This is a genomic window from Agrobacterium sp. S7/73 (assembly GCF_019355535.1).
GTDB lineage: Bacteria > Pseudomonadota > Alphaproteobacteria > Rhizobiales > Rhizobiaceae > Agrobacterium > Agrobacterium tumefaciens.
The window spans coordinates 341,589-365,859 of sequence record NZ_CP072136.1 but is presented as its reverse complement, the minus strand read 5'-3'; the positions used below and the strand labels follow the sequence as shown (position 1 = coordinate 365,859).

Sequence of the window (24,271 nt, the reverse complement as noted above, 5' to 3'; positions counted from 1 at the left end):
TGCCGCTCCCTGCTTGCCGGATCACTCCGGCCTTGCGCCCTCGAAGGCGCGTTGCAACAGGGCGCGGATCGCGGTTTTTTCAACTGGCCGCGGGCACCAGTAAGGATTGGCGGTCGCAAGCTCGGCCATAGCGTCGAGATCTTCCCCGCCAACACCGAGTGCTGCAAGGCTTGCCGGCGCGCCGAGCCGGGCGGCAAAATCGTAAAGACCCGTCCCTGCCCTGCCACCGACAAGTGCGGCCAGCGGCGCAAGCTGATCCGGCACCGCCTGTTCCACATAAGCGATGGTATGCGGCAGAAGCACCGCATGGGTTTCCGCATGCGGCAAATCCAGACTGCCGCCCAGCGTATGACAAAGCTTGTGATGCAGCGACATGCCAACAGCGCCAAGCACCGTGCCACACAGCCACGCGCCGTAAAGTGCCGTTTCGCGCGCCTTGGTATCTTGCGGCGCCATCCTCACACCGGGAAGCGCCTCGATCATCGCACGCAACCCTTCCACCGCCATCATACTGGCGATGGGATTGCGATCCCGAGCATAAAGCACCTCTGCCGCATGGGCCATGGCGTTTAGCCCGCTGGTCATGCTGATGCCAACAGGTAATCCAAGTGTCAGCTCGGCATCGTAAATCACCACTTCCGGCAGGATTTCCGGACCGCGCAGGGTGGTCTTCACGCCATTTTCCGTCTGGCCAAGAATGGGCGTCACCTCAGAGCCGGCATAGGTCGTTGGAATGACGATCTGGGGCGCATCGGTGCGCAAGGCAATGGCCTTGCCAAGACCGGTGGTAGAGCCGCCGCCGAGCGATACGACGCAATCGGCACCGGCAGCGCGATAGGCCTCGACCGCCCTTTTCGTCACCTCGACCGGCGTGTGCATGGCCGCATCGGCAAAAACACCGGCAGCCAATTGGCCAAGCTGGGCGGCCAAAGCCTCCGCATCGCCCTTCTGATGGGGTGTGGAAAGCACCAACGCCCGTGACAGCCCGAGGCGACGGATTTCCTCCGCCACCCCCACGGAGCTACCCGTGCCAAAGACGATGCGGGCCGGGGCCGTCGTATAGACGAACGGCTGCATGGCTCAGGCTCCGTCGAGCTTGAACAGGCGGCGCGCATTGGTACGTGCGATCTTTACCCGGTCGGCCTCGGCAATGCTCGTCGCATTGAACCAGTCGGAGGCATGATCGATGTTCTCGAAGGGCCAGTCGGTGGAGAACAGGATGCGGTCGGCACCGATTTCCAGAATGGCATCGATCAGGGTCTGGGTGCGGAAATTGCCAGAGGTGGTGATGTGGAAATTCTCGTTGAAATAATCCATGAAACGGCGCTTGGCCGGATAGCGCGGCGGCAGCTTCACCCAGGCATTGCGGTGGTCGATGCGCCACATCATGTAGGGCAGGCCCTCGCCCATATGGCCAAGAATGATGTTGAGGCGCGGATGCTCATCGAACAGGCCTGATGCCATGAGGCGCAGCGCGTGAACCGCCGTTTCCTGCGCAAACGCCCAGGTGGGGCCAAGCAGCCAGGGGTGGCCGTCATAGATGCGGGAATCCTGCGGCAGCGGATTGCGCGGATGCAGATAGAAAGGCACATCAAGCTTTTCCACCTCGCCCCAGAATGGACGATATTGCGGCAGGTCGTAATAAAGCGGTGTCTGGCCATCGCCCTCTTGGCTGAAGCCGTTAACGAGTGCGCCGACGAAACCGAGGTCGTTGACGCAGCGCTGAAGCTCCTCGGTCGCCGCATCCGGGTCCTGCAACGGCAGGGCTGCGAAGGCGAGGAAGCGGTCCGGCCGCTTGGCGCATTCTTCAGCCAGGACGTCATTGGCGCGGCGCGCAATCTCGATCGCCTTCTTCTTGTCGGGAATAGCCTGCACCGCCGGCGCATTCAACGACAGGATCATGGTTTCGATGCCATGCGCATCCATCAGCTTCAGGCGCGTATCCTGAATGTCGAGCAGGCGATGCTGCAGTTCCTTCCAGTAATCACCGGGCACGAACCCGGCCGAATCCTGAAGTGTTTCCGGGATTGCGAAATGCTCTTCGAGAGCGACCTTGCCTTGCATGTTATTTCCTCCGAAAATCGCTGTTCAGTTGCCGCCACGTGTGCGGTCAATATTGGCCCTTGGGTTCCAGGCCGAGCATGCTCTGGCCGATCATGGTGCCCACGGCATCCCAGTTCATGCTGATATGGCGGCCCACCGCATTCGCATCCCGCCAGGCCCGCTGGACCGGATTGGAAAGATCGAGCCCGACACCGCCGGTGGAATCGTTGAGTGCCTGCACGGCGCGCAGCGCCAGAGAGACCGAAAAGGACTGGCCGCGACGGCTCAATAGCCGGTCGTCCACCGAAAATTCCGCCCGCCCTTCAAGCCTTGCCTGTGAGAGTGCCTGAGCCCGCGCAACGTCGCGCAACAGGATTTCACAAGCGGCATCCACGCTCGCAGCGGCTTCCGCGACACGCAGCTGGATGGTTGGAAATTCCGCCATGCGGTTATTGCCGCCCGCCACCGCACCGCGGGTCACCCGGCCACCGACATGATCGACATAGGCTGCCAGGGCACCCTTGGCTGCGCCGACGCCAGTCGAGGCGAGACAGGAAGGAATGCCGGTAAGAAGCGGCATGTTGAAGAGACCTTCCTGCGCATAAAACCGCCCGCCCGGCGTGTGGCCGCTGGTCGCGTCCGGAAAGGTCAGAACCCGATGTTTGGGAACAAAGACATCATCGAGAACCAGCGTCTTGGAACCCGTGCCGGCCAGCCCGACCACATGCCACGTGTCTTCAATGGCATATTGGCTTGCAGGCACGAGAAGGAAGGCCGGAACCGGCCTGCCTTCGCCCTGCGGCGGCAGGATGGCGGCGCAGAGAGACCATTGGGCATTCTCGCAGCCCGAGGCAAAGGCCCATTTGCCGCTCAGGCGGTAACCGCCGTCAGCGGCCTCCGCCATCTTTACCGGCGCATAGGAACCACACAGAAGCGCGTCAGGGTTTTCGCCCCAGACATCCGCCTGCGCCTCCTCTGGAAACATCGCCAGCAGCCATTGATGGGCGGAAAGCAGGCCGGCAACCCAGCCTGTCGACGCGCAGGCCGCCGAAAGCTCGATATTGGCTTCGACAAGCTCGGCAAATTCACCGCCCTGCCCGCCGAAAGCCCGCGGTTTGACGACATCGAAATAGCCGATGCCGCGCAGCGCCGCGATATGACTGGCGGGAACGCGGCGCGCCTCCTCTGTTTGTCGGGCGCAGGAGCGGAAAAGATCCGCTACACCGGCAACGCGACCGACGAGGCGGACATGCGGGTTCGTTTGCGCCGGCTGCGGCGCATGGCTCATATCGTTCATGATTGTCTCCTCCGATAATAGTCTAGCCGGGAAATATCAGGCGGACAGGCCTGCCGGGCTTGCGGCGCAATATTGGGCATTTTCGTAAAGCAGCGGTCGTGTCGTCTCGCTTACATCGGCCGACACCACCTGTCCGATAAACACCGTATGCGTTCCATATGGCATTGCCGCGACACGGCGGCAGGCGATGGCGGCATGGGCCGTGGGCAGATAAAGAACACCGTTGTCATGACGCTGCCACTCGCCGTTGCGGAAACGCTCCTCCGGCGAAACCTTGCCGCTGAAAGCATCAGACAAGGCAATCTGGTCCTGCGTCAGTACATTCACGATGAAATCGGGCCGGCAGAGCAGCAATTCGTGCAGAAACGTGCGGTTGTTCAGGCAAACCAGAAGAGAGGGCGGCTCCATCGAAACCGAGGTGACGGCGGTAACCGTCATGCCGTGATCGCGCTGATCACCCGTGGCACAGGCAGTGATGACCGTCACGGTCGCCGGAAAACGGCGCATCGTCGTGCGGAAATTCTGGCCGACGCCTTCAGGCGCAAGATTGTTCAGGCCAAACAGTGCTGATGTCATGAGATCCTCCCAAATCCTGCATTCTTAAATATTTTCATTTGCAATATTTGTCAATGCAAATGTTTTATGGCGGGGGAAGCTGCGATATGGCCTCGCCGTCCCCGGTCTTCTGGAGCGAAACTATTGAAACTGATAGATTATGCCGGTACAGCCGATGGGTGCGCCACGTCATCCGCGCACGTGTTTCTCAAAACGGGGTTTTGCTTGTGTCTTATCAGTTCACTGACTCGGTACCCTACCTGCTCAACTGGGTAGGTGTTCGGCTTGGAGAGCGCTTCTCCCTGAGGTTGGCATCCTATGACATCACCCTGCCGATGTATCGTGTGCTGGCAACGCTGAGACAACAGGAAAGCAAAACGCTGACCGAGCTTTCAGACCTCGTGTCGGTGGAGATTTCCACGCTTTCCCGGCTTGTTGGCCTGCTCGTCAGACGCAACCTCGTCAGCCGCGAGCGACCGGTCGACAATGCGCGGATCGTGCGCATCACGCTGACGCCAAAGGGTGAAGAACTTGCCGAGGAACTGATGCCCATCGCCGCCATGTTCGAAAAGACCGCGATCGAAGGCCTTGACCCGGCCGAAGTGAAACTTTTCAAAAGCATCCTGCGCCACATCGGCCGCAACATTGCCGGTCTCTGATCCACCAAGGATCCGCTGACCCGTCACGACCTTCGCGTGCAATGTACTTGTAATGGCTGGTTCCTATCCCTGTGGCAACTCACCACAGCGGAGGAAATTTGCCCATGTCCGAGAGATTGTCACCCGCCTTCCTGACAACGCTCGCCCTTGTCACAGCATCGATCCTGGTTTCGGCCTGCGCCTCGACAGTCATGAAAAGCTACATCGGCGCACCCATCACCAGCGTGATGCTGGACTATGGGCCGCCGGACAATATCTATAGCCTTGGCGGTGGACAGCAGGCCTACCAGTGGCGGAAGAACAAGACACAGGCTGTCGCCGGATCATCAAGTGGCGAAGTGCGGACAACACGGCGCGGAGAGCGTTACGAAGTGTCCGAGACGCCGGGTTATGTCGAGCGCATAGACTGCTTCTACACTTTCTACACACGCAATTCCGGCGGCGAATGGTATGTCACGAGCTTCCGGCAACCGGCGCTCGAATGCGAGTGATTGTTCCCGGATTTCAAACTCAGCCCCCCAGATTTTTGACCGCCGCTTTGATGCTTGAAGCGGCGGTTTTCGTTGGAACGTTCTCCCTGGGATTTCTCATCGGATGGGCCGGTCAGAAGCGGTAGTTCAGGCCGGCCTTGATGACGTGATCATTTAGATCGGTCTTCGACATGCTACTCGCCAAACTTGGCCGACAGGCCGCCGCCGAAGCTCTGTTCGACGCCGGCGCCAACCCGATAGCCCTGGTTCCAGCAGTCGGCACCCGTGACGCCGTTTCCATCCTAGAACTTGGTGGTGATAAAGCCGGGGAAACATGCCTGATCGCTTAAAATCCCGTCAGCTAGACAGTGTCAGCCGCAGCATCTTTCGAAGCCACCGAGCGAATTTCCAGCCGGACGCAAAAACCGAGATTGAGGTCGAGGAAGACAACGCGTCCGCAATGAATCTCTGCCGCCTTCTGGACCAGATTCAAACCGAGGCCTGCTCCTGGCGAGTTCGTATTGACGCGGTGAAACGGCTCGAATACCTGCTCGCGCTCCGAGACGGGGATGCCCGGCCCTTCATCGCAAACGTCAATGAAGCCCGCAGCACCGACCCGGATCGTGATAGCACCCTTGCCGCCGCCATGATCGATTGCGTTGCGAACGAGATTGACGACCGCCATCTCGATGATCGAAGTCTGGACCGTGAATACGGCCTCTCCTTCACTTGGCTCGAAATCGAACTCGTAACCGGCATCCATCGCAATCGGCGCGAGATCGGTCGCGATGCGCTCGACAAGGATGTTCAGGTCCTGCCGCTCGGCGGGTAATTCCACCACGCCGACCGCCTGCATCTCCAGCAACTGGTGCGCAACGCGTGTGAGGCGATCGATATCGGCCCGGAGTTGTCGGCTCAGCGCGTCATCGGGCAAAAGATCGGCCCTGATCCGCGCGATTGCAATCGGCGTTCTCAACTCATGCGCGGCATCGGCAAGAAAGCGGTTACGGCGATTATATCCCTCATCCAGCTTGGAGAGCGCGACGTTGAAGGCATTTACCAGGGGAATGATTTCGCTGGGCACCTTGGAACGATTGATACGGGCAGACCGGTTCTCGAAATTGATGGATTGCGCCTGGCTGACCGTTTCCATGAGGCCGCCAAGTGAACGGCCGACCGCCCTCGGGGTCACGATCAATGTCGCGATACCAGTCAGGATCAGCATGGGCACGACGGCGATAAGAATGACGAAGCCCACACCCGGCAAGACAGTAAGCCAGCGGATCTCGCCGTTGGCATCTTTTTCCAGATCTAACTGCATACTGATCCATAGGCTGAGGCCGTCATTCGGGATGCCTTTTTCCGTCCCGGCAATGAATTGCAGCCGCCCGGCAGGCGTATTACGGTTTTCCATGGTGGCCCGGACTGTTTCCCCCGCTTCCAGACGCGCCCTTTCGATGCTTGACGGAAAAACTGCCGCCAAAGCCGGTACTGGGATTTCTCCATATCGCAGGACGATTTCATCGGCGTCCCGCACCAAGAACCAAAGATTCGGATAGCGCTGTTTCAGCTCGACCAATGCGGGCGTGGGCAAAACTTGCGCCCGGCCCTGCCCATCCTTTGTCACGCTTTCCGCAACGATGCGGACAGCCTCTTCATTGGCGCCCTCCAGCCGTGGATCAATGATCCAGATCCAGCCGACGAGGAGGATGACAAACAGAACGAGCAAGAACGCCTGTAAGGCGAAAAGACGCTTCATCAGCGCCCACCGCAGGGATCGGTTGCGCTCCTGCTTCATGTATTCGCCCGGATGAGATAGCCGATGTTTCGCACGGCTCTTATCTCGACCGTGGCTTCGGCCTGCGCGAGCTTCTTCCTGATGCGGGAGATATGGGCGTCAAGCGCGTTGGATTCGATCTCATCATCCAGGTTGTAAACCGCCTCGATCAGATTGGAACGCGTCACGATGCGGTTCGGACGTCGCATCAGAGCCTCGAGCGCTAGATATTCTCGCCGCCGAAACTCGATGATGGCACCGGCAACCGTGACTTCATTGCTCTTCGGATCAATGCTCAGATTTCCGAAGCTCACATATTGGCTGGAAAGCGAAGGGCCGCGCCTGTGCAGCGCCCGAAGGCGGGCAAGCAATTCCTCGATCGCAAAGGGCTTGGCGAGGTAATCATCCGCGCCGGCGTCAAGACCGTCAACGCGGTGATCGACACTTCCGAGCGCCGTCAGAACGAGGATCGGCACCGAATGCCTGGCTTTGCGAAGCGAAGACACAAGGTTCAACCCTTCACCATCCGGAAGGCGACGATCCAGAACCAGCACATCGTAAGACCCGTCACGCGCCAGCGCGTCGGCATCGGCAATCGTCCTGACATGATCCGCAAGCACATCACGCCGTCGCAGGGCTTCGAGCAGGGCCCGCGCCATTTCCGGTTCATCCTCAAGAAGCAGGATTCGCAATGACTTTTCCCCAAAGGTGAATTCTTGCCGTCCTCACCACTGGTCGGTGAATGTTACAGCTACATTGCAGGCAAGGAGCCGGACTATCCTTCTCTCACCGTCCTGCCAGACGCAAATCGACCGTCACACCTTGGATGCCTTATCCCGGCCTGTACCCATGTCTTGCATAAAACCGGTCAAGCTCGCGCTGCTGCGGCACCTCACCGGTGTAGATCGCAATATAGTCCGGGATCCTTTTCATGCGCACGGCCATATCTTCCTCCGACTGCATGGAGATATAGCCGATCTGCACGAGATAGGTGGTGCGGGCACGCACATCCGCCATATTTTCGGAATGGCCAAACCGCATGAACATGCGCGAAAGCGCATCCATTCTCGTCTGGTCGGCCTTACGCACCTCGGCAAGAATATCATCGGACTGGAGAGCCCAACTGCGAACCGCAAATTCGAACCTGTTGTCGAAGAGGCCAGCATCCAGCCAGCAATCGAAGACATTCAGCATCGCTTCGGCCAGGGTCTCCGCATAGGCCTCCGACTGCCTGACGATGCTGCCGGTATTCTTTTCGCGCCAGCGGGAGACGAGTGCGGCCAGCAACTCCTCCCTATCCCGGAAGAACCAGTAGAAACTCGTGCGCGACAGACCGAGTTTTTTCGCCAACGGCAGGATTTTCACGGAATCCACGCCGGATTCGAGAAGTGCCTGGTAGGCGGCCTCAAGCCAGCCCTCCTGCGATCCGCGCCAACCGGTCTCGTTCAATGTCGCTTCCATGATGATTTCCTAGCAAATCGGTCTGGTCGCGACAAGGCGAATGTCCACTCATGTCGAATGCATAAACACAAGTGTTTTATTAATTGACACCTATGTACATTCCCGCTTAGCCTTCTCCGATAAACGTTCTCGGAGCACGGTCGCCATGTCGAATGACCCCCTTCTTCAGCCCTACCAGCTAAAGCATCTCACCCTGCGAAACCGCATCATCGTTACCTCGCATGAACCCGCCTATCCGGAGGACGGCATGCCGAAAGGGCGCTACCGCGCCTATACGCTCGAGCGGGCAAAGGGCGGCGTCGCCATGACGATGACGGCAGGCTCCGCAGCCGTCTCGAAAGACAGCCCGCCCGTCTTCAACAACCTCTTGGCCTACAAGGATGAAATCGTTCCGTGGATCAGGGAAATGACCGACGCCGTGCATGAAGAGGGTGCAGCGATCATGATCCAGCTGACGCATCTCGGCCGCCGCACGCGCTGGGACAAGGGCGACTGGCTGCCGGTGCTGGCACCATCCCACCAGCGGGAAGCCGCGCATCGCGCTTTCCCGAAGAAGATCGAGGATTGGGATATCGAGCGCATCATCAAGGACTTCGCCGACGCTGCGGAACGCATGAAGGCGGGCGGCATGGACGGGGTGGAGCTTGAAGCCTATGGCCATCTCATCGACCAGTTCGTCTCGCCGCTGACCAACGAGCTGGATGGCCCCTATGGCGGCTCGCTGGACAACCGCATGCGTTTCTGTTTCGACGTCTTCAGGGCGATGCGCGAACGTGTCGGCGACGATTTCATCCTCGGGGTTCGCTATACCGCCGACGAATGTCTTGAAGGCGGCACCGGAAAGGCGGAAGGCCTCGAAATCTCGCGCCGGTTGCGGGATAGCGGCCTGATCGACTATCTCAACGTTATCAGGGGCCATATCGACACCGATCCCGGCCTGACCGACGTCATTCCCATTCAGGGCATGGCGAACGCGCCGCATCTGGACTTCGCGGGCGAAATCCGCGCGGCAACCAGTTTCCCCACCTTCCACGCCGCCAAGATCCAGGATGTCGCCACCGCCAGATACGCCATCGCTTCCGGCAAGGTCGATATGGTCGGCATGACCCGCGCTCACATGACGGACCCGCATATCGTGCGCAAGATCATGGAAAAGCGGGAGGACGATATCAGGCCTTGCGTTGGCGCCAACTACTGTCTCGACCGCATCTATCAGGGCGGCCTCGCATTCTGCATTCACAATCCGGCGACAGGCCGCGAAGAAACGATGCCGCACGAGATCACCAAGGCGAAGGAAAGCCTGAAGGTCGTGATCGTCGGCGCCGGTCCGGCCGGGCTGGAGGCCGCGCGTGTCTGTGCCGAACGCGGCCATGAGGTCGTCGTCTTCGAGGCCGCAAACGATCCGGGCGGCCAGATCCGCCTGACCGCGCAAAGCGAACGCCGCCGCGAAATGATCAGCATTATCGACTGGCGCATGAGCCAGTGCGAAAGGCTCGGCGTTACCTTTCACTTCAACAGCTGGGCGGAAGCGGACACGGTTCTCTCGGAGAGCCCAGATGTCGTCATCATCGCCACCGGCGGATTGCCGCATACCGATGTGCTTTCAAACGGCAATGATCTGGTCGTTTCCTCGTGGGATATCATTTCCGGCGACGTCAAGCCGGGAACGAATGTGCTGGTTTTCGACGATGCCGGCGACCATGCGGGCCTGCAGGCAGCAGAATTTCTCGCAAAGGCGGGCGCAAAAGTGGAGATCATGACCCCGGATCGCGCTTTCGCGCCCGAAGTCATGGCGATGAACCTGGTTCCTTACATGCGCTCACTGCAAAAACTCGACGTCACCTTCACCGTCACCTATCGGCTGGAAGCGGCGGAAAGAAACGGCAACCAGCTCGTCGCCCACGTCGGCAGCGATTATGGCGGCGTGACGAAATCAAGGACCGTGGACCAGATCGTCGTCAATCACGGCACGGTGCCGCTGGACGATCTCTATTTCGACCTCAAGCCCGGCTCCAGGAACCTCGGCGAAATATCCTACGACGCCTTGCTGGAGGGCTCCGCCCAAACCGTCGAGCGCAACCCTGGCGGTGCCTACCGGCTCTTCCGCATCGGCGACGCGGTCGCCGCACGCAATACACATGCGGCGATCTACGATGCGCTGCGTCTCGCAAAGGATATTTGAGAGGGCCGCCGCGATACGCTTTGAAACTCAGGCCTGGATCAAGGCAATGCCACGGTTCTTGAACCCGAGTGTGACATCGCTTTCGGGCGGCAGACTGGTCTCGACCGCATGGTCGATGATGAAGAGCGTGCCGATATCGGTCTCGACTTCATATTCGACGTGACCGCCGAGATAGGCACTGTGCAGCACCCGCCCGGCAAGTCCCTGCCCGCCCGATTGGGCGATGGAAATCGAACCCGGACGAACCGCGAGCTTTGCCGGGCCGGGTTTAGCGTTGCGTGCCGCAACACGATGATCGATCCCCCCAACGCGGATCAACGCATCGGCGCCTTCAAGGCTGACCACCTCGCAGCCGACGACATTCGCCTCGCCCATGAAGTCGGCGATGAAGGAAGAAGCCGGCGCCTCGTAGAGTTCCCGCGGCGCGCCTGACTGGGCGATCTCGCCTTCCTTCATCACGATGATCCGGTCGGAAACGGCCAGCGCCTCGTCCTGATCATGCGTCACATAAACGGCGGTAAAACCAAGCCGCTGCTGCAATTCCCGGATTTCGGTACGAACCCGGCGGCGAAGACGCGCATCGAGGTTGGAAAGGGGTTCATCGAGCAGCAGCACCTGCGGCTCCAGCACCAGAGCGCGGGCAACCGCCACGCGCTGCTGCTGACCACCGGAAAGCTCGGCAGGCAGACGATGCCCCATGCCGGCCAGCCCCACGAGCTTCAGACCTTCCTCGGCCTTCTCCCGTGCTTCCGCCTTGCGCAGTCCGGAGGATTGCAGGCCATAAGCGACATTGTCGAGCGCCGTCATATGCGGGAAAAGCGCGTAGGACTGGAAAACCATCGAGACATCGCGCTCATTGGCCGGCAGCATGGTCACATCCTTGTCGCCGATCAGAATGCGACCGGCCGTCGGATGTTCGAGCCCCGCCAGCATGCGCAGCGTCGTCGTCTTGCCGCAACCGGAGGGACCGAGAAGTGTCACCAGCGTGCCGGGTTCGATGGTGAGCGAAAGGTCGGGGATGGCGGTGAAGGCGCCGAATGTCTTGCGGACATTCTGAAAGGTGACGGAGCCGGGCTTTACGGAAATCATGCGGTTTTCTCCTGAGCGAGAGGAACGGAGGACGCGGACGGCAGTCCCGCGACGCGGTTTTCGCGGCGCAGGCGACGCTCGCCTACAATGAGCTGGAAGCCGGTGATAACAGTGATCATCACCACGATCAGCATGGAGGAATAGGCAATGGCCACACCGTATTCACCGTTTTCGACGAGACCGACGATGTAGGAGGTCGCCATGTTGTACTGGGCGCTGACGAGGAAGATGACGGCGCTGATCGAGGTAATCGCTCGGACGAAGGAGTAGACCAGAGCCGCCGTGATCGCCGGGCGCAGCAGTGGCAGGATCACTTTCCTGATCGTGCGGAAACTGTCGGCGCGCAGCGTCAGCGAGGCCTCATCGAGGCTTTTGTCGAGTTGGCTCATTGCCGCAATGCCGCCGCGCACGCCGACCGGCATGTTGCGGAAGACGAAGCAGGCGATCAGGATCAGCGCCGATCCCGTCATTTCCACCGGCGGCAGGTTGAAGGCCATGATGTAGCTGACGCCGATGACTGTTCCGGGAATGGCAAAGCTCATCATCAGGGCAAATTCGAAGATGTTCCGACCGGCAAACTTCTGCCGCACTATGATATAGGCCGTCAGCAGACCGACGGCAGCGGTCAGCGGCGCCGACACCAGCGCGATCTCCATGGTCGTCCAGAACGAGTTCCAGGCAACACCGGTCCAGGCGATCGAGCCGTTGGAGAAGCCGACGGAGAACGCGCGGATGTAGTGGTCGAGCGTCAGCGAATTGTCCAGACCCCAGGTCTTCACGAAACCGCCGACGAGGATCATGCCGTACACGACGATGGTGAAGACCATCCACGGCACGACGACGGCATGGACACCAATGGACAGGCCGCGTGGCAGCGCGATATGCGCGCCGCTGTCGCCCTTGCCGGTAACCGTGGCGAAGTTCTTGCCGGCAAGCCAGAAACGCTGGGCGAGGAAGGCCGAAAGCGTGAAGCACAGGAGGATAATGGCGAGAACAGCGGCGCGTGAAGGGTCGTTCTGCGAACCGACAACGGCAAAGAAGATTTCCGTCGACAGCACCCCATGCGTGCCACCAAGCACCAGCGGATTGCCGAAATCCGCCATGCTTTCGATGAAGCCGATGAGAAACGCATTGGCGAGACCCGGCTTCATCAGCGGCAGCGACACCCGCCAGAAGGTGCGCCAGCGGTCGGCGCGAAGCGTTTGCGACGCCTCCTCCATCGACGGGCTGACACCTTCGACGACACCGATCAGCACCAGGAAGGATATCGGCGTGAAGGAGAGAACCTGCGCGATCCATATGCCGGTCATGCCGTAAAGCCAGCGGCCGGGTTCGATGCCGAAGAGATAGGAAAGCCATTCGGTGACGACACCGGCGCGGCCAAAGAGCAGCGTCAGGGCAAGACCGATGACGAAAGGCGGCGTTATGATCGGCAGAACCGTCAGAAGGCGCAGGCCCTTCTTGAACGGAAAACGGGTGCGGGTGGCGACGAGCGCGAAACCCAACCCAAGCACTGTGGAGCCGAAGGCGGTCATCAAGGCGAGGAAGAGCGTTCGCCAGGCAACGCCGCAGCGCTCTTCACCCGTGACACAGCCAAGGCTCCAGATTCCGGGATCCTTGATATTGCGGATGAAGCCATCGGCATTGAAAGAGCCATCGAAATCCTGAACGGATGCGATCAGCATGCTGCCGATCGGATAGAACACGAAAACGGTAACGAGGAAGGCCAGAATGGAAATCGAGCCGACGACAAAGGCATCGCCCTTCATCACGCCGCGTTCGGCAAGCCCGAAGGCAAAGAAAAGCACAAAGACCAGCGACATGACGACGGCACCGGCGCCCATGGCGGGCTGGCCATCGGAAAGCACGCCGAACAGGTTTTCACTGACACTCCATGTCCAGCCGGTAAAGCCGATCGCCAATCCCTGCAAAATCAGAACCACGAGACCGGCAGCACCAATCCACGCAAGCAGCTTGCCCCGCAGCATCGGATCGCCGATCGGGCGGACAAGGCATCCGGCGAGGAAAAACAGGCCGGCACCGGCAAGCCAGGGTTTTCCATAAACCAATATTTGCAGCACACCGGGCGCATTGCTGGGGGAAGAGAGAAACTCAGACAGCCAGCGGAAGCTGAAGAAGCCGCCTTCAATGCGATACCAGGGAAGAAAAACCAGGGCAAAAGCCCCGAGCGCCAGGACAATGTTCAGCCTGCGATTGCCACGTGTCATGGCCGACCTCGCTTATTTCATGCCGATGAAAGAACGGCGGGCATCCCGGCTTTCAAAAGCCGGGATGCCGATCGCCGGAGTTCAGATCAGTTTGCGACTGCACCGACCTCGCGGTCCCAGCGTTCCAGCAGCGCCTTGCGCTTGGCCGGGTCGCCATAGGTCTTGAAGTCGTAGTCGATGAGCTTGATGTCCTCGAACTTCGGCGCTTCCTTCGGCACTTCCGCGGTCTTGTTGGATGGAAGCTGGAAGGACTTGGCGTCCTTCATGCGTGACTGGACCTCTGGCTTCAGCGCCCAGTCGTACCAGGTCTTGGCATTTTCGAGGTTGCGGGCACCCTTGATGATCGACATGGAGCCAATTTCGTAGCCGGTACCTTCGCAGGGTGCGATGGACTTGACGGGGAAACCTTCCGCTGTCTGCGCCACGGCATCATGCATGAAGACGATGCCGAGTGCCGTCTCGCCACGCGCTGCCGCCTTCACCGGCGCGGAGCCGGACTTGGTATATTGCGAGATGTTGGCGTTGAGCTTCTTCAGATAATCGATCGCCTGGTCTTCGCCCATGATCTGCACGAGCGAGGCAAGCGCCGTATAGGCTGTGCCCGAAGAGTTGGGATTGGCGATCTGGATTTCGCCCTTCAGTTCCGGTGCCAGCAGATCGGCCCAGCACTTCGGCTCCTTGTAACCCTTGGATTTGAAGATTTCGGTGTTGTAACCCCAGCCCAGCGCGCCGGCATAAACGCCGACGGTTCTGTAACCGGTGCTTTCCGCCTGTTTGACGGCCCAGTCCTGCAGCTGATCCAGCATCGGCGACTTGTATTCGAGCGTCAGGTTTTCGGAGGCCGCCTGCATGTGCGGATCGCCGGTGCCGGCCCACCAGATATCGGTCTTCGGGTTGCGGGCTTCCGCACGCACCTTGGCATAAGTTTCGCCGGAAGACAGGCGAACCATATTGACCTTGATGTCATGCGACTTTTCGAAATCGCCCTTCATCTGTTCGCAGATGACGACATCGGCAGAGCATATCAGGTTAAGCTCGCCTGCCGCCTGCACCGATGTGGTGCCGAGTGCCGTACCGGCAAAAAGCAATGTGGAAAGTATCGTCAGTCGCATGGTTATCCTCCTGTAGCTTGCGTCTGAATGGTTCGGCAGTCCACAAACATGGCGCTGCCGGTCGCGGCATCTTGTGCTGCCACGCTGTCTGTATTTTCGGTCTTGGATTGCTGACCCCTACTGGCTCGGGTGAATTTCGTTGTCGAAGCGGCTTAACAATCGACTTCGCTCTTCGGGTTGGCCAAAGGTGGCGAAGTCGTAATCCACCATCTTGATCATCGATATATCGGGCGCCGTCAGCGGCAATGTCGCCCGGGCGTTGGATGGCACCTGGTTCTGCCCCGCCTTTGCCCCGGTCGCCTGTCCTTCCGGGGTCAGCGCGAATTCAACGAAGGCCTGCGCCAGCGCATCGTTGTGGTTGCCCTTGACGATGCTGACCGCACCGATCTCGTAACCGGTTCCCTCGCAAGGGGCGACGATCACCAGCGGAAAGCCTTCGATCTTCTGTGTCACGGCGTCATGCATGAAGGAAATCCCGATTAGAACCTCCCCCCGCGCCGCCGCCTTTACGGGCGCCGAGCCGACCTTGGTGTAACTCACCACATTCTGGTTAAGCTTGCCCATGAAACTGAAAGCCTCCTCCTCGCCAAAGAGCTGGACAAGCGTGGCAAGCATGGTGAAGGCCGTGCCCGAATAGTTCGGGTTGCCGGTCTGGATATGGCCGCGATAAATCTCCTTCGCCAGATCCTTCCAGCATGTCGGGGCCGGCAGATTGTTCTTGGCAAGCAGTTCCGAATTATAGGCAAAACCGAGCGCACCGGCATAGATTCCGGCCGATTTCGATCCCGACATCGCATTGAAATTCTGCGCCCATGGCAGCAGATCCTGCTGATGGGCGGGCTGATACTCTTCCAGAAGGCCTTCCGAACCCGCCTGCAAATGAGTGTCGCCTGTACCGCCCCACCAGACGTCGACAGTCGGATGGGCGCGTTCGGCACGAATCTGATCGAGGATTTCGCCGGTGCTCTTGCGAACCATCGAAATCTCGACCCCCATCCGCGCTTCGAAAGCCCGCTGCATGGTCACGCACCAAGCCTCGTCGACGCCGCACAGGACGTTCAACTTCGTCGCGGCCATGCCATGCCCTGCGCCGCACAGCCATAAGGCCATGCTCGCCGCAAGTGCGGTCAATGCTCTCAACTGAGCCTCCCTGCTTGGAACCTCCCCGTTCCAATCTCCGCCATTAGCATGTCACATCCTGACCGCACCGCAATCGAAGAATGGTTACCAATCTTTCCGAACAAGATTACAGATATTACAAATATGACAGGGCGGATAACCAGCTAGGCTTTGAAGATCGCGTCTGCCGCGCCTATGATGATGGCGGGAGGAATACGCAGTGCTTAATCAGAAGGTTCGCATTCTGATCGTCGAGGACGATCCGGATATGGCAGAGCTTATCTCGGACCTCGTCGAGGCCGAGGGCTGGCTGCCCACCTGCGCGCGCTCCGCCGAGGAAGCGGACGAGATATTGGCGAAGGACGTGATGCAGCTGGTGCTCGTGGACCACAACTTGCCCGGCACCTCCGGCCGCACCTTTGCCCAGAGACTACGCAGCAAGGTCGATATCGGCATCGTCATGGTAACGGCTGCCGGCAGCGCCGCCGACCGGGTTCTCGGCCTGGAAACAGCGGCCGACGATTATGTCGTCAAACCCTTCGAACCGATCGAACTCACGGCACGGATCAAGGCCGTTCTGCGCCGGACGATCCCCTCCTTAAAGCAGGAAAAGGACAGCGAGCGCGACCACGGCCGGGCAGCATTGCTCCTCAGCGACTGGGCGATTGATCTCAATGCCCGACAGGCGGTCTGCCTGACCGATCGCAGCAGAACGCTGACAAGTGCCGAATTCGCACTTCTGGAAATTCTGGCCGAAACGCCCAACCAGCCCGTCAGTCGCTCCCAGATCCTCGACAGGCTGGGCTCGGAAAGCGACCGCTATATCGATAGAAACGTCGATGTGCTGGTGCTGCGGCTGAGGCGCAAGATCGAGCGAAACCCCGATCTGCCGCGTCACATCAAGACGCGGCGCGGCAGGGGTTATGTGCTCCACACCGACGAGGGCGAGCTTTCTCCGTGATCAGCCGCTCCTTCCTTTCCTCGATCGCCTTTCGCCTGCCCTTTGCGATCGTCTTCATCTGCATCCTCGTCTTCAGCCTATCCGCCATCGCCATCTACGGCCTGCAACGCGCCCGCGATGAAATGGCCGCCTACGGCCTGCAGGCCTTTTCCAGCCTTGCCAAGGCATCGCTGGTTTCGCGGCAGGTCTCCGACCTCGTCTCGAGCGCACCTTTCCTGATGAATGCCGCCTCGCCCTATCGCGTCTCCAGCGAAAGCCGGTCCGTGGTCCAGCAGGTCGATATCCTGCTGGAGATGACAGGGCCAGGCAACGGTGATCGGGTCGCCCGCGGCTTTGCCAACGAGCGCATCGTCGAACTCCTTGAATTGATCAGAACACAGACGCTGGATCTGGCAAAGGATGCCGATGCGGCGCAGGGCCACAAGGCGGAAGCGGCAGCCGCGCTTGGCGAAATTGCCACGGGTCGCGGCATCACCGATCCCGAACTGCGCCGGCGGATGAACGGCATCGTGCAGGCCGCATCCGCATCCGACAGCCTCTTCCAGCTTGGTGAACTGCGCCGCCGCTATGTTGCCGAAACCACCGCGCGCCAGGAAGGTTATCCCGGAGAGCGGCTCCCCGTGGCCGAGCTGCAACCCTATGAGCGGGTCTTTGAAGCGCAGAGCCGTTACCTCTTGGAAATGTTTGCGATCCGCGCCTCGGTGTCGCGGCTTCACATTGTGTCGCGCGATCTGTCCCATGTCACCGAAACCCAGAGCGATGCGGTTGCCCGCAGCCTCAACGAGGACCTGATCTCGACCTCGGACGCTCTGAGCCGCCTATTGGTCATCGTCGCAGTCGCTTCGCTTCTGGTTCTGGTCATGGCAACATTCTCGATTCGATCGGTGATGCGTGTCTCACGCGGGATCGCGACGCTTTCCAACGGCATGAACGCGCTCGCCAAGGGTGAAAAGGATGTCGGCCCGCCATCCTATACCGGATCGGAGACGGAACTGATCCGCCTGCTCGATGCTTTCCGGGCTTTCCATGACAGCGTCGATCGTGTCTCCCGCCTGCGGCGCACGGCGGAAGCGGCGGCCCGAACCATCCGCTCGACCTTCCGCAACATGAATGAGGGAATAGCGCTGTTCGATCCGACCGGTCGGCCGATCACCATGAACCGCCGGATCATAGAACTTGTCGGTCGTTCTGGCTCGTCGCGTAAGCTGCCGCTTCGCCGTTTTGTCGAACCGATACCGGAGATCGATCCCGCACTGTTCCCTTTCGAGAGCGGCCGAGGCGAGTTGATGGACCGGGCAGTCGTGCGCCATCGCACTGGAGATCAACGAGTGATCGAAGTATCGATGTCACGCCAGCCGGATGGCGGTATCGTGCTGCTCGCCCGGGATGTAACTTCTCTCGATCGTCAGGAGGCGGAGGCCGCAAAAGCCCAGAGGCTTGATGGCATCATGCGCATGACCCATCAGGTCAGTCATGAAGTGGGCAACATGATCGGCATCATCACCGGCAGCCTCGGCCTGCTGGAGCGCGAAACTGGTTTCAACGATCGCCAGAAACGCCACATCGCCCGTATCCGCAAGGCGGCGGATCGCGGCCGTTCTCTGGCCAGCAGCATGCTGACCATCGGCAGCCAGCAGCCCATTCATCCGAGCTGCATCAACGTCGCAAACCTGCTGCGCGGCATGGCCGATATCCTTGAGATTGCAGTCGGCCCGAAATGCCGGATTGCGCTGGAGATTGACGAGGATCTTCCCTCGATTGCGCTAGACCCTGCCCTCCTCGAGCAGTCCATCCTCAACCTTTGCCTGAATGCGGCAGCGGCCATGCCCGATGGTGGCCTGATCTCGATCAGCGCCGCTTCCGAGAAGGATGCACTTGTGATCGCCGTCACCGACGAGGGGATGGGCATGACGCCCGAGGCGGTGGACAAGGCCTTCGAGCCCTATTTCACCACTCGGCAGGAACACGGCGGGGCAGGCCTCGGCCTTGCAATGGTCTACGGCTTCGTCCGGCAGAGCGGCGGCGAGGCGCATATCAGCTCAATGCCGGGCGATGGCGCAAGGGTACAACTGACTTTTCCAGTAGGCGCCGACCACGGCCAGATTCGATAAGCCCCGAGAAGGCCTTCCAGGGGGAGAGGAATTCGTCAACCAATTGAGTTGTTAACTCCCGATCAACTCAAAATATTCACTGTCCGTTTCTTCCTGCTCTCTAGGATCACGCCATCCGAGTATGGGAAACAGTACCGTCGTGAAAAATCAACCAAAAGCTGAAGCCAGTGATCCGCAAGCGTACCTGACCGCGCGCCTTGCAACCGCACAGTCTCGTATCGAGAAGACCTTTCTCGAAGGCGGCTCCGTGCTCGTTTCAGTCATGGACATCCTGAACCAGCTCATCACCATATTGGACCGCATGACGGGTTCGATGGACGGCGATACCGCGGATGCGGCAATGGCCAACATGCAAAAGACCATTGAGGATATGGTCCGCCTGCCGGAAACCGAACAATTGCGACAGGCCGCCTTCGTTGAAATGAGTTCCCTTTGCAAGTCTGCAAACGGCCATGTCGATGATATCCGCGAGACGATCCGTTACCTGAAAACCTTTGCGGTCACGGTAAAGATCACCGGCGCAGGCATCGCCGAATTTTCCTCCTTTGCCGAGGAAATCCGCGAACGCATCCATTTCGGCGGTACTGAAGTCGGCAAATTCGCGCAATATCTCGATCTCATGGACAAGCAGCTTGCCAGAGCGCGCGACGTCTCATCCGTCATCGGCGCCGATTTCGAAGCAACGATCCCCGGCATCGTCGGAGGTTTGAAGACAAATTCCGGTCGCATCGGCGAACAGCATCGCGCCATGACGGCCATGGCGGCCAAGGTGAAATCCGTCGCGCAGGGCGTGCAGGGCAAGATAGCGGCAACGCTGTCCTCCCTCCAGATCGGCGACATTACCCGCCAACGTGTCGAACATGTGCAGACGACACTCGCCCTGTTCAGCGATTATCTGAATTCCGAAGAGGCGCTGGCGTTAAATTCCGCCGAAATGGACGCTCTTTACGACACCGTTTTCGAGATGGTCAGCGCCCAGATCGACGAGATGGCAACCACCTTCCAGCAGGATTGCCGCAAGATTTTTGCAGGCATCTCAAGTTTCGCCGACGATGCCGCAACCATTCTTTCACTGCGCGACACCCTGGTGGAAGATGCTGCCAATGATGGCGGCAGCGCGTTGCAGCTGCTTGAGAAGGACATAGCAAAGGCGTGCGATCTGGCCGGGCGCGTTCAGGAAGGCATGGCGGATGCCAATGCGGTCGTCGCTTCCGTTACCGGTACCGCACAGGACCTGTTGCACGGCATTGAAGTGCTGCGCTCGATCAAGACTGAAATCCATTATATGGCGCTGAACTCAAACCTGCGCTGCTCGAAACTGGGCGACGAAGGCCGGTCGGTCAATGTCGTCAGCGGCGAGCTGCGGGTCTTTGCCGACAAGCTGGAAAGCCCGGCGGATTCGATCGTTGCCGATCTCCACCGGATCGAAAGCGTCATTACAAATCTGAAGAAGGCTGAGAACCGGAGCGCCGGTGATCTGCGGGAACCATTGAACGAAGCACTGGAAGCCATAAGCCACGCCAAGGGTCAGATGGAAACCGGTCTTCAGGATCTCGCCACGGAAGGTCAGGCCGTTTTCAGCCGCATCAGTGCCGCCGTGATCAAGCTCGATTTCGAAAGCGAACTCGGCGATGTCCTGAAAGAATGCCATCACGTGGCAAGCGGGCTGGCCGCCGGCGGCGCCGGAGACATTTCCGGCTTCGCAGAGAAAATCCAGCCGTTTTCGGCACGCATCTACAAGATCTACACGATGGCGCAGGAGCGCGACGTGCATCTTCGCTACTTGCCGGTCGATCTTGCGCCCGGGCAGAAAGCACCCGCCACCGTCGAAGATGACGACGATCTCTTTGCCGACGCGCTTTTCTAGAGCGTATTCGATCTAAACGGGATCGATGGGGCGCTTTTACTGCGCCGGGTTCCCGGCGTCAGGCCGCCTGCATCAGTTTGCCAGGGCTTTTCTTGCTGGAGGCCTCAAGGAGACGGAGAACCTCGGCGGCAAAAGCTTCCGCATTCTGCAGAGCCTTGTCGAGATTGCTGACATGGCCGGCTTTCATCATATGCAGGCATCCATCGAATTCGAACATATCGCGAAACGCAGAACGTTCGAAAATCGGCGTATCGAGAACACGTACATTCCTTTGCGCCAGCAGTTCCCGTGCAGCCAGAAGCGCGCGGGTCGTGACCAGCGGATTGACGCGGGTCAGCACGACGGAATGGTCGATCCGGATATTCGCCTTTTCATCGAGATAACGCAGCAGCTCCAGCACCTGCGCCCCGCCCTGCGCATCCATGGTGCTGCCCTGAACGGGTATCAGCACATGGTTGGAGAGACCGATCGCAGTCGCGAGCAGGGGCGATTGCGCACCGGGCAGGTCGATGATCACCTGATCGAACGCACGGCGGCTGTCGATGACATGCTGCTGTAACGTCGCCGCCGTCACATAGGTGATGACTGAAAAATCGACACGCGCATCGGCCTTTTCACGCCAGCGGGAAATCCAGCGCTGTGGATCGGTATCGATGACGCAAACCCGTGATCCGCGCCGCGCCAGTTCGGACGCCAGGAGAAGAACCGCCGTGGTTTTCCCGGCGCCGCCCTTGGTATTCGCGAAGGTGATAACTGGCATGGCATGATCCGGAAAACTGGGCGGAGACGGTCATGCCTCGCGGAACGCACCTGTCGCATGGTGTTACCGCCATCATTGGCGAGTTTGGTTAATGCCGGGTAAAAAAGGGTCGCGCCATCAGCGGCGGCGGTCTTCTGCCTGAATTTCCAGCGCGATCCTGTCGAGTGGCAGAACCTTGTCGACACCGCCATGGGCGATCGCTTCCTTCGGCATGCCGAAGACAACAGAGGATGCTTCGTCCTGCGCCACCGTGAAGGCGCCGGCCTGATGCATTTCCAGCATGCCGCGTGCGCCATCATCACCCATGCCTGTCATGATGATGCCCATGGCGTTGGCACCGGCGGCACGCGCGGAAGAACGAAACAGAACGTCCACCGAAGGCCGGTGTCGCGAAACCAGTGGCCCGGTGCGGACCGAAACGCGATAACGTGCACCCTGCCGCTCCAGCAGCATATGCCTGTCGCCCGGCGCAATCAGCACATGGCCGCGCAGCACCGGATCGCCGTCCTCGGCCTCCTTGATCTCGACATCGCAGAGACTGTTCAGGCGTTTTGCAAATGCGGCGGTAAATTTTTCCGGCATATGCTGAACGATCACGATGCCGGGTGAATTGGCCGGCAGCTTCATCAGCATTGCGCGCAACGCTTCCGTGCCGCCGGTGGATGCACCGACACAGACCACCATTTCAGTGGTGCGCGCCATGGCCTTGCCCGAAGGCGGCGGCAGCACGGCATCGGCGGTCAGCTTGGCCTGCGGACCGCTTGCGGCAGCCGAACGCAGCACCGCCCGCGCATTGCCGACGCGGGCGTGCGCCGCACTTTTGACGACCTCGCAGATACGCGTGGCCTGCTCCGCCAGATGATCCGCAGCGCCTATCCTCGGCTTGAGGATGATGTCGACCGCCCCCGCCTCCAGTGCCTGAAGCAGGGTTTCCGATCCGGCCTCGGTCAGCGACGAGCACATGACTACAGGGATCGGTTTCTGCGACATGATCTTGCGCAGGAAGGTGATGCCGTCCATGCGCGGCATTTCCACATCAAGCGTGAGGACATCGGGAATTTCTTCCTGAATGCGCTTGGCCGCAACAAACGGATCGGCAGCGGCCCCGATCACCTCAATGCCGGGATCGCTTTCGAGAACCTCCGTTAGGGTCTGCCGGACGCTGGCGGAATCGTCGACGATGAGAACGCGGATTTTTTTCGACATGGCTCTCTGCCGCTATTGCTTCTTGAAAACGGTATTGGCGACCTGCCGCAGGGGCAGGTCGATACCGGTTATCGTTTCGGAATGACCGATGAAAAGGTAACCGCCCGGCACCAGGCGCTTGCACAATTGGGTCAAGACGTGCACCTGCGTTTTTTTATCAAAGTAGATGAGAACGTTACGGCAGAAGAGAAGGTGCACCGCATCGCCGATCTGGTAGGTCGGGTCCATGAGGTTGAGGCGGGCAAAACCGATCTTGGAACGCAGCCGCGGCACGATACGAACCTCCCGTCGTCCGGCATCGACCGACCGCATGACATATTTGCGCATCATGTCGGCCGGAACCGGTTCGAGCAGTTCACGGGCATAGATACCGCTATGGGCTTTCCTGAGCACATCAGTGGAAAGGTCGGTCGCAAGGATGCTGAAATTGTTGATGACCTGTTTCTCGGCCGCTTCGGCCAGCACCATCGCCATGGTATAGGGTTCCGCACCCGTCGAACAGGCGGAACTCCAGGCACGGATGCGCCCATGGCCTTCACCCGCAAGTGCAGGCAAAGCGAATTTCTCCATGTAGTCGAAATGGTTCGGCTCACGGAAAAAATCCGTCTTGTTGGTCGTCACCACGTCAATCAGGTAGATCGCTTCCTCTTCCAGCCCGTCTTCGCGGAAGAGGAAATTGCAATATTGAGCGAAGGTGGCATGCCCCGTGGCGCGAAGGCGCTTTCGCAGACGCCCTTCCAGCATGGTGCGCTTGCTGTCCGGCATCTTTATGCCGCTGTAATTGTAGATGTATTCGGCGAGCAGCCGGAAATCCCGCTGACTCAGGCCATCATGCGCGGAGCTGGCAGCAATGGAGGCATCCACGGAAAGGGCTCTCCTCATGCCGCCTGAACCGGTGTGCCGCCCTGCCGGGCAATGGCGTTTTCTTCGTTCGAGAAAAGCTTTGCAAGATCGATGATGACGACGAAATCACCTTCGCGGCGAACCACACCTGCAATGTAGTCGGAGTTCCAGTGAACGCCGATATCGGGTGCGGTTTCCATCTGGTCGCGACGGAACGGCGTCACCTCGAACACCTTGTCCGCCACAAGACCTATCGCCAGCGTGCGGGATGGGAACGGAATATCCAGCACCAGCACGCGGGTATGGGGTGTCCGCACGCTGCGGCTCATTCCGAGCCGCAGCCGCAGATCGATGATGGGCACACCCTGCCCGCGCACATCTCTCAGACCCAGCAGATATTCAGGACTATGCGGAATCTTGAACGTGTCCTCATAGTCGAGGATTTCACGGACGACCGCGACGGATACCGCAAAGACCTCCTCACCGAGGCTGAATGTCACGAACTGGCCTTCTGAAGATGTGCTGGTCATG

General features: G+C 59.8%; 21 protein-coding genes and 1 pseudogene. 6 read left to right on the top strand and 16 right to left on the bottom strand.

What is annotated here, in order from left to right; genetic code table 11:
- Window positions 1-21 precede the first annotated feature (21 nt).
- From graC to graD, 4 genes are read right to left on the bottom strand one after another with little or no spacing between them, the layout of a single operon-like run.
- Window positions 22-1,077: a maleylacetate reductase gene (gene graC, locus J5276_RS01595; RefSeq protein ID WP_112154338.1), complete on the bottom strand. Its 1,056-nt coding sequence runs from the start codon at window positions 1,075-1,077 to the stop codon at window positions 22-24.
- Window positions 1,078-1,080: 3 nt separating this feature from the next.
- The gene (tsdA, locus tag J5276_RS01590) at window positions 1,081-2,064 is read right to left on the bottom strand and encodes a gamma-resorcylate decarboxylase (protein WP_112154339.1); all 984 of its coding nucleotides are present in this window, start codon (window positions 2,062-2,064) and stop codon (window positions 1,081-1,083) included.
- A 46-nt stretch (window positions 2,065-2,110) separates the two neighbouring features.
- Entirely contained in the window at window positions 2,111-3,340 is a 1,230-nt protein-coding gene (gene graA / locus J5276_RS01585) for an FADH(2)-dependent resorcinol hydroxylase oxygenase component (protein WP_112154340.1), read from the bottom strand.
- A gap of 36 nt (window positions 3,341-3,376) precedes the next feature.
- A complete protein-coding gene (graD, locus tag J5276_RS01580; RefSeq protein WP_003514147.1) occupies window positions 3,377-3,916 on the bottom strand; it encodes an FADH(2)-dependent resorcinol hydroxylase reductase component in 540 nt (179 codons plus the stop codon).
- Window positions 3,917-4,122: 206 nt separating this feature from the next.
- Between graD and J5276_RS01575 the strand changes: the two genes are divergently transcribed.
- On the top strand, window positions 4,123-4,554 hold the full coding sequence (locus tag J5276_RS01575) for a MarR family winged helix-turn-helix transcriptional regulator (RefSeq protein WP_025594436.1): 432 nt from the start codon (window positions 4,123-4,125) through the stop codon (window positions 4,552-4,554).
- 104 nt (window positions 4,555-4,658) lie between these two features.
- Window positions 4,659-5,045, top strand: coding sequence for a hypothetical protein (locus J5276_RS01570; protein WP_112154341.1), 387 nt, complete (start codon window positions 4,659-4,661; stop codon window positions 5,043-5,045).
- 112 nt (window positions 5,046-5,157) lie between these two features.
- Here J5276_RS01570 and J5276_RS30295 read toward each other — a convergent pair.
- The 4 genes and pseudogenes from J5276_RS30295 to J5276_RS01550 form a co-directional block, all read right to left on the bottom strand.
- A pseudogene (locus tag J5276_RS30295) lies at window positions 5,158-5,380 on the bottom strand (outer membrane protein); the annotation flags it as partial.
- 5 nt (window positions 5,381-5,385) lie between these two features.
- A complete protein-coding gene (locus J5276_RS01560) occupies window positions 5,386-6,783 on the bottom strand; it encodes a HAMP domain-containing sensor histidine kinase (RefSeq protein ID WP_236761535.1) in 1,398 nt (465 codons plus the stop codon).
- Between the two features lie 35 nt (window positions 6,784-6,818).
- Window positions 6,819-7,493, bottom strand: a complete 675-nt coding sequence (locus J5276_RS01555; RefSeq protein ID WP_112154343.1) for a response regulator transcription factor — start codon at window positions 7,491-7,493, stop codon at window positions 6,819-6,821.
- Window positions 7,494-7,632: 139 nt separating this feature from the next.
- On the bottom strand, window positions 7,633-8,262 hold the full coding sequence (locus J5276_RS01550; RefSeq protein WP_013636802.1) for a TetR/AcrR family transcriptional regulator: 630 nt from the start codon (window positions 8,260-8,262) through the stop codon (window positions 7,633-7,635).
- 145 nt (window positions 8,263-8,407) lie between these two features.
- Here J5276_RS01550 and J5276_RS01545 point away from each other — a divergent pair, with 145 nt between their 5' ends.
- Window positions 8,408-10,444, top strand: a complete 2,037-nt coding sequence (locus J5276_RS01545) for an NADH:flavin oxidoreductase (protein WP_112154344.1) — start codon at window positions 8,408-8,410, stop codon at window positions 10,442-10,444.
- 27 nt (window positions 10,445-10,471) lie between these two features.
- Here J5276_RS01545 and J5276_RS01540 read toward each other — a convergent pair whose 3' ends face one another.
- The 4 genes from J5276_RS01540 to J5276_RS01525 all read right to left on the bottom strand — a co-directional run bounded on the left by J5276_RS01540 (window position 10,472) and on the right by J5276_RS01525 (window position 15,983).
- Window positions 10,472-11,533, bottom strand: coding sequence for an ABC transporter ATP-binding protein (locus J5276_RS01540; protein ID WP_003514159.1), 1,062 nt, complete (start codon window positions 11,531-11,533; stop codon window positions 10,472-10,474).
- Window positions 11,530-13,761 (bottom strand): iron ABC transporter permease, encoded by a 2,232-nt coding sequence (locus J5276_RS01535; protein ID WP_065702573.1) that lies wholly within the window; start codon window positions 13,759-13,761, stop codon window positions 11,530-11,532. The genes J5276_RS01540 and J5276_RS01535 overlap by 4 nt, the downstream gene beginning before the upstream one ends.
- A gap of 86 nt (window positions 13,762-13,847) precedes the next feature.
- Window positions 13,848-14,873 carry an ABC transporter substrate-binding protein gene (locus tag J5276_RS01530; RefSeq protein WP_003514162.1) on the bottom strand — a complete coding sequence of 342 codons (1,026 nt, stop codon included), beginning with the start codon at window positions 14,871-14,873 and terminating at the stop codon, window positions 13,848-13,850.
- A 117-nt stretch (window positions 14,874-14,990) separates the two neighbouring features.
- Window positions 14,991-15,983, bottom strand: coding sequence for an ABC transporter substrate-binding protein (locus J5276_RS01525; protein ID WP_174005773.1), 993 nt, complete (start codon window positions 15,981-15,983; stop codon window positions 14,991-14,993).
- Between the two features lie 229 nt (window positions 15,984-16,212).
- Between J5276_RS01525 and J5276_RS01520 the strand changes: the two genes are divergently transcribed.
- The 3 genes from J5276_RS01520 to J5276_RS01510 all read left to right on the top strand — a co-directional run bounded on the left by J5276_RS01520 (window position 16,213) and on the right by J5276_RS01510 (window position 20,931).
- Window positions 16,213-16,953 carry a response regulator transcription factor gene (locus tag J5276_RS01520; protein ID WP_003514167.1) on the top strand — a complete coding sequence of 247 codons (741 nt, stop codon included), beginning with the start codon at window positions 16,213-16,215 and terminating at the stop codon, window positions 16,951-16,953.
- A complete protein-coding gene (locus J5276_RS01515; RefSeq protein WP_065702571.1) occupies window positions 16,950-19,064 on the top strand; it encodes a PAS domain-containing sensor histidine kinase in 2,115 nt (704 codons plus the stop codon). The genes J5276_RS01520 and J5276_RS01515 overlap by 4 nt, the downstream gene beginning before the upstream one ends.
- Before the next feature lie 139 nt (window positions 19,065-19,203).
- On the top strand, window positions 19,204-20,931 hold the full coding sequence (locus J5276_RS01510) for a chemotaxis protein (RefSeq protein WP_083211517.1): 1,728 nt from the start codon (window positions 19,204-19,206) through the stop codon (window positions 20,929-20,931).
- Between the two features lie 58 nt (window positions 20,932-20,989).
- On the opposite strand, the gene J5276_RS01505 is transcribed toward J5276_RS01510, so the two are convergent.
- From J5276_RS01505 to J5276_RS01490, 4 genes are all read right to left on the bottom strand, one after another.
- Window positions 20,990-21,691, bottom strand: coding sequence for a ParA family protein (locus tag J5276_RS01505; protein ID WP_112154346.1), 702 nt, complete (start codon window positions 21,689-21,691; stop codon window positions 20,990-20,992).
- A 117-nt stretch (window positions 21,692-21,808) separates the two neighbouring features.
- Window positions 21,809-22,897, bottom strand: a complete 1,089-nt coding sequence (locus tag J5276_RS01500) for a chemotaxis response regulator protein-glutamate methylesterase (RefSeq protein WP_065702568.1) — start codon at window positions 22,895-22,897, stop codon at window positions 21,809-21,811.
- Window positions 22,898-22,909: 12 nt separating this feature from the next.
- Window positions 22,910-23,779, bottom strand: a complete 870-nt coding sequence (locus tag J5276_RS01495) for a protein-glutamate O-methyltransferase CheR (protein WP_065658622.1) — start codon at window positions 23,777-23,779, stop codon at window positions 22,910-22,912.
- Entirely contained in the window at window positions 23,776-24,270 is a 495-nt protein-coding gene (locus J5276_RS01490; RefSeq protein WP_003514179.1) for a chemotaxis protein CheW, read from the bottom strand. Before J5276_RS01490 ends, J5276_RS01495 begins: the two co-directional genes overlap by 4 nt.
- Window position 24,271: the final 1 nt, after the last annotated feature.

Excerpts from the sequence above, each read along its gene's own strand:
- J5276_RS01505 (WP_112154346.1), bottom strand. The coding sequence starts at position 21,691 with ATGCCAGTTATCACCTTCGCGAATACCAAGGGCGGCGCCGGGAAAACC.
- J5276_RS01525 (WP_174005773.1), bottom strand. The coding sequence starts at position 15,983 with ATGGCCTTATGGCTGTGCGGCGCAGGGCATGGCATGGCCGCGACGAAG.
- graC (WP_112154338.1), bottom strand. The coding sequence starts at position 1,077 with ATGCAGCCGTTCGTCTATACGACGGCCCCGGCCCGCATCGTCTTTGGC.
- J5276_RS01550 (WP_013636802.1), bottom strand. The coding sequence starts at position 8,262 with ATGGAAGCGACATTGAACGAGACCGGTTGGCGCGGATCGCAGGAGGGC.
- J5276_RS01500 (WP_065702568.1), bottom strand. The coding sequence starts at position 22,897 with ATGTCGAAAAAAATCCGCGTTCTCATCGTCGACGATTCCGCCAGCGTC.
- J5276_RS01545 (WP_112154344.1), top strand. The coding sequence starts at position 8,408 with ATGTCGAATGACCCCCTTCTTCAGCCCTACCAGCTAAAGCATCTCACC.
- J5276_RS01570 (WP_112154341.1), top strand. The coding sequence starts at position 4,659 with ATGTCCGAGAGATTGTCACCCGCCTTCCTGACAACGCTCGCCCTTGTC.
- graA (WP_112154340.1), bottom strand. The coding sequence starts at position 3,340 with ATGAACGATATGAGCCATGCGCCGCAGCCGGCGCAAACGAACCCGCAT.
- J5276_RS01560 (WP_236761535.1), bottom strand. The coding sequence starts at position 6,783 with ATGAAGCGTCTTTTCGCCTTACAGGCGTTCTTGCTCGTTCTGTTTGTC.
- J5276_RS01495 (WP_065658622.1), bottom strand. The coding sequence starts at position 23,779 with ATGAGGAGAGCCCTTTCCGTGGATGCCTCCATTGCTGCCAGCTCCGCG.
- J5276_RS01530 (WP_003514162.1), bottom strand. The coding sequence starts at position 14,873 with ATGCGACTGACGATACTTTCCACATTGCTTTTTGCCGGTACGGCACTC.
- graD (WP_003514147.1), bottom strand. The coding sequence starts at position 3,916 with ATGACATCAGCACTGTTTGGCCTGAACAATCTTGCGCCTGAAGGCGTC.
- J5276_RS01535 (WP_065702573.1), bottom strand. The coding sequence starts at position 13,761 with ATGACACGTGGCAATCGCAGGCTGAACATTGTCCTGGCGCTCGGGGCT.
- J5276_RS01490 (WP_003514179.1), bottom strand. The coding sequence starts at position 24,270 with ATGACCAGCACATCTTCAGAAGGCCAGTTCGTGACATTCAGCCTCGGT.
- J5276_RS01540 (WP_003514159.1), bottom strand. The coding sequence starts at position 11,533 with ATGATTTCCGTAAAGCCCGGCTCCGTCACCTTTCAGAATGTCCGCAAG.
- tsdA (WP_112154339.1), bottom strand. The coding sequence starts at position 2,064 with ATGCAAGGCAAGGTCGCTCTCGAAGAGCATTTCGCAATCCCGGAAACA.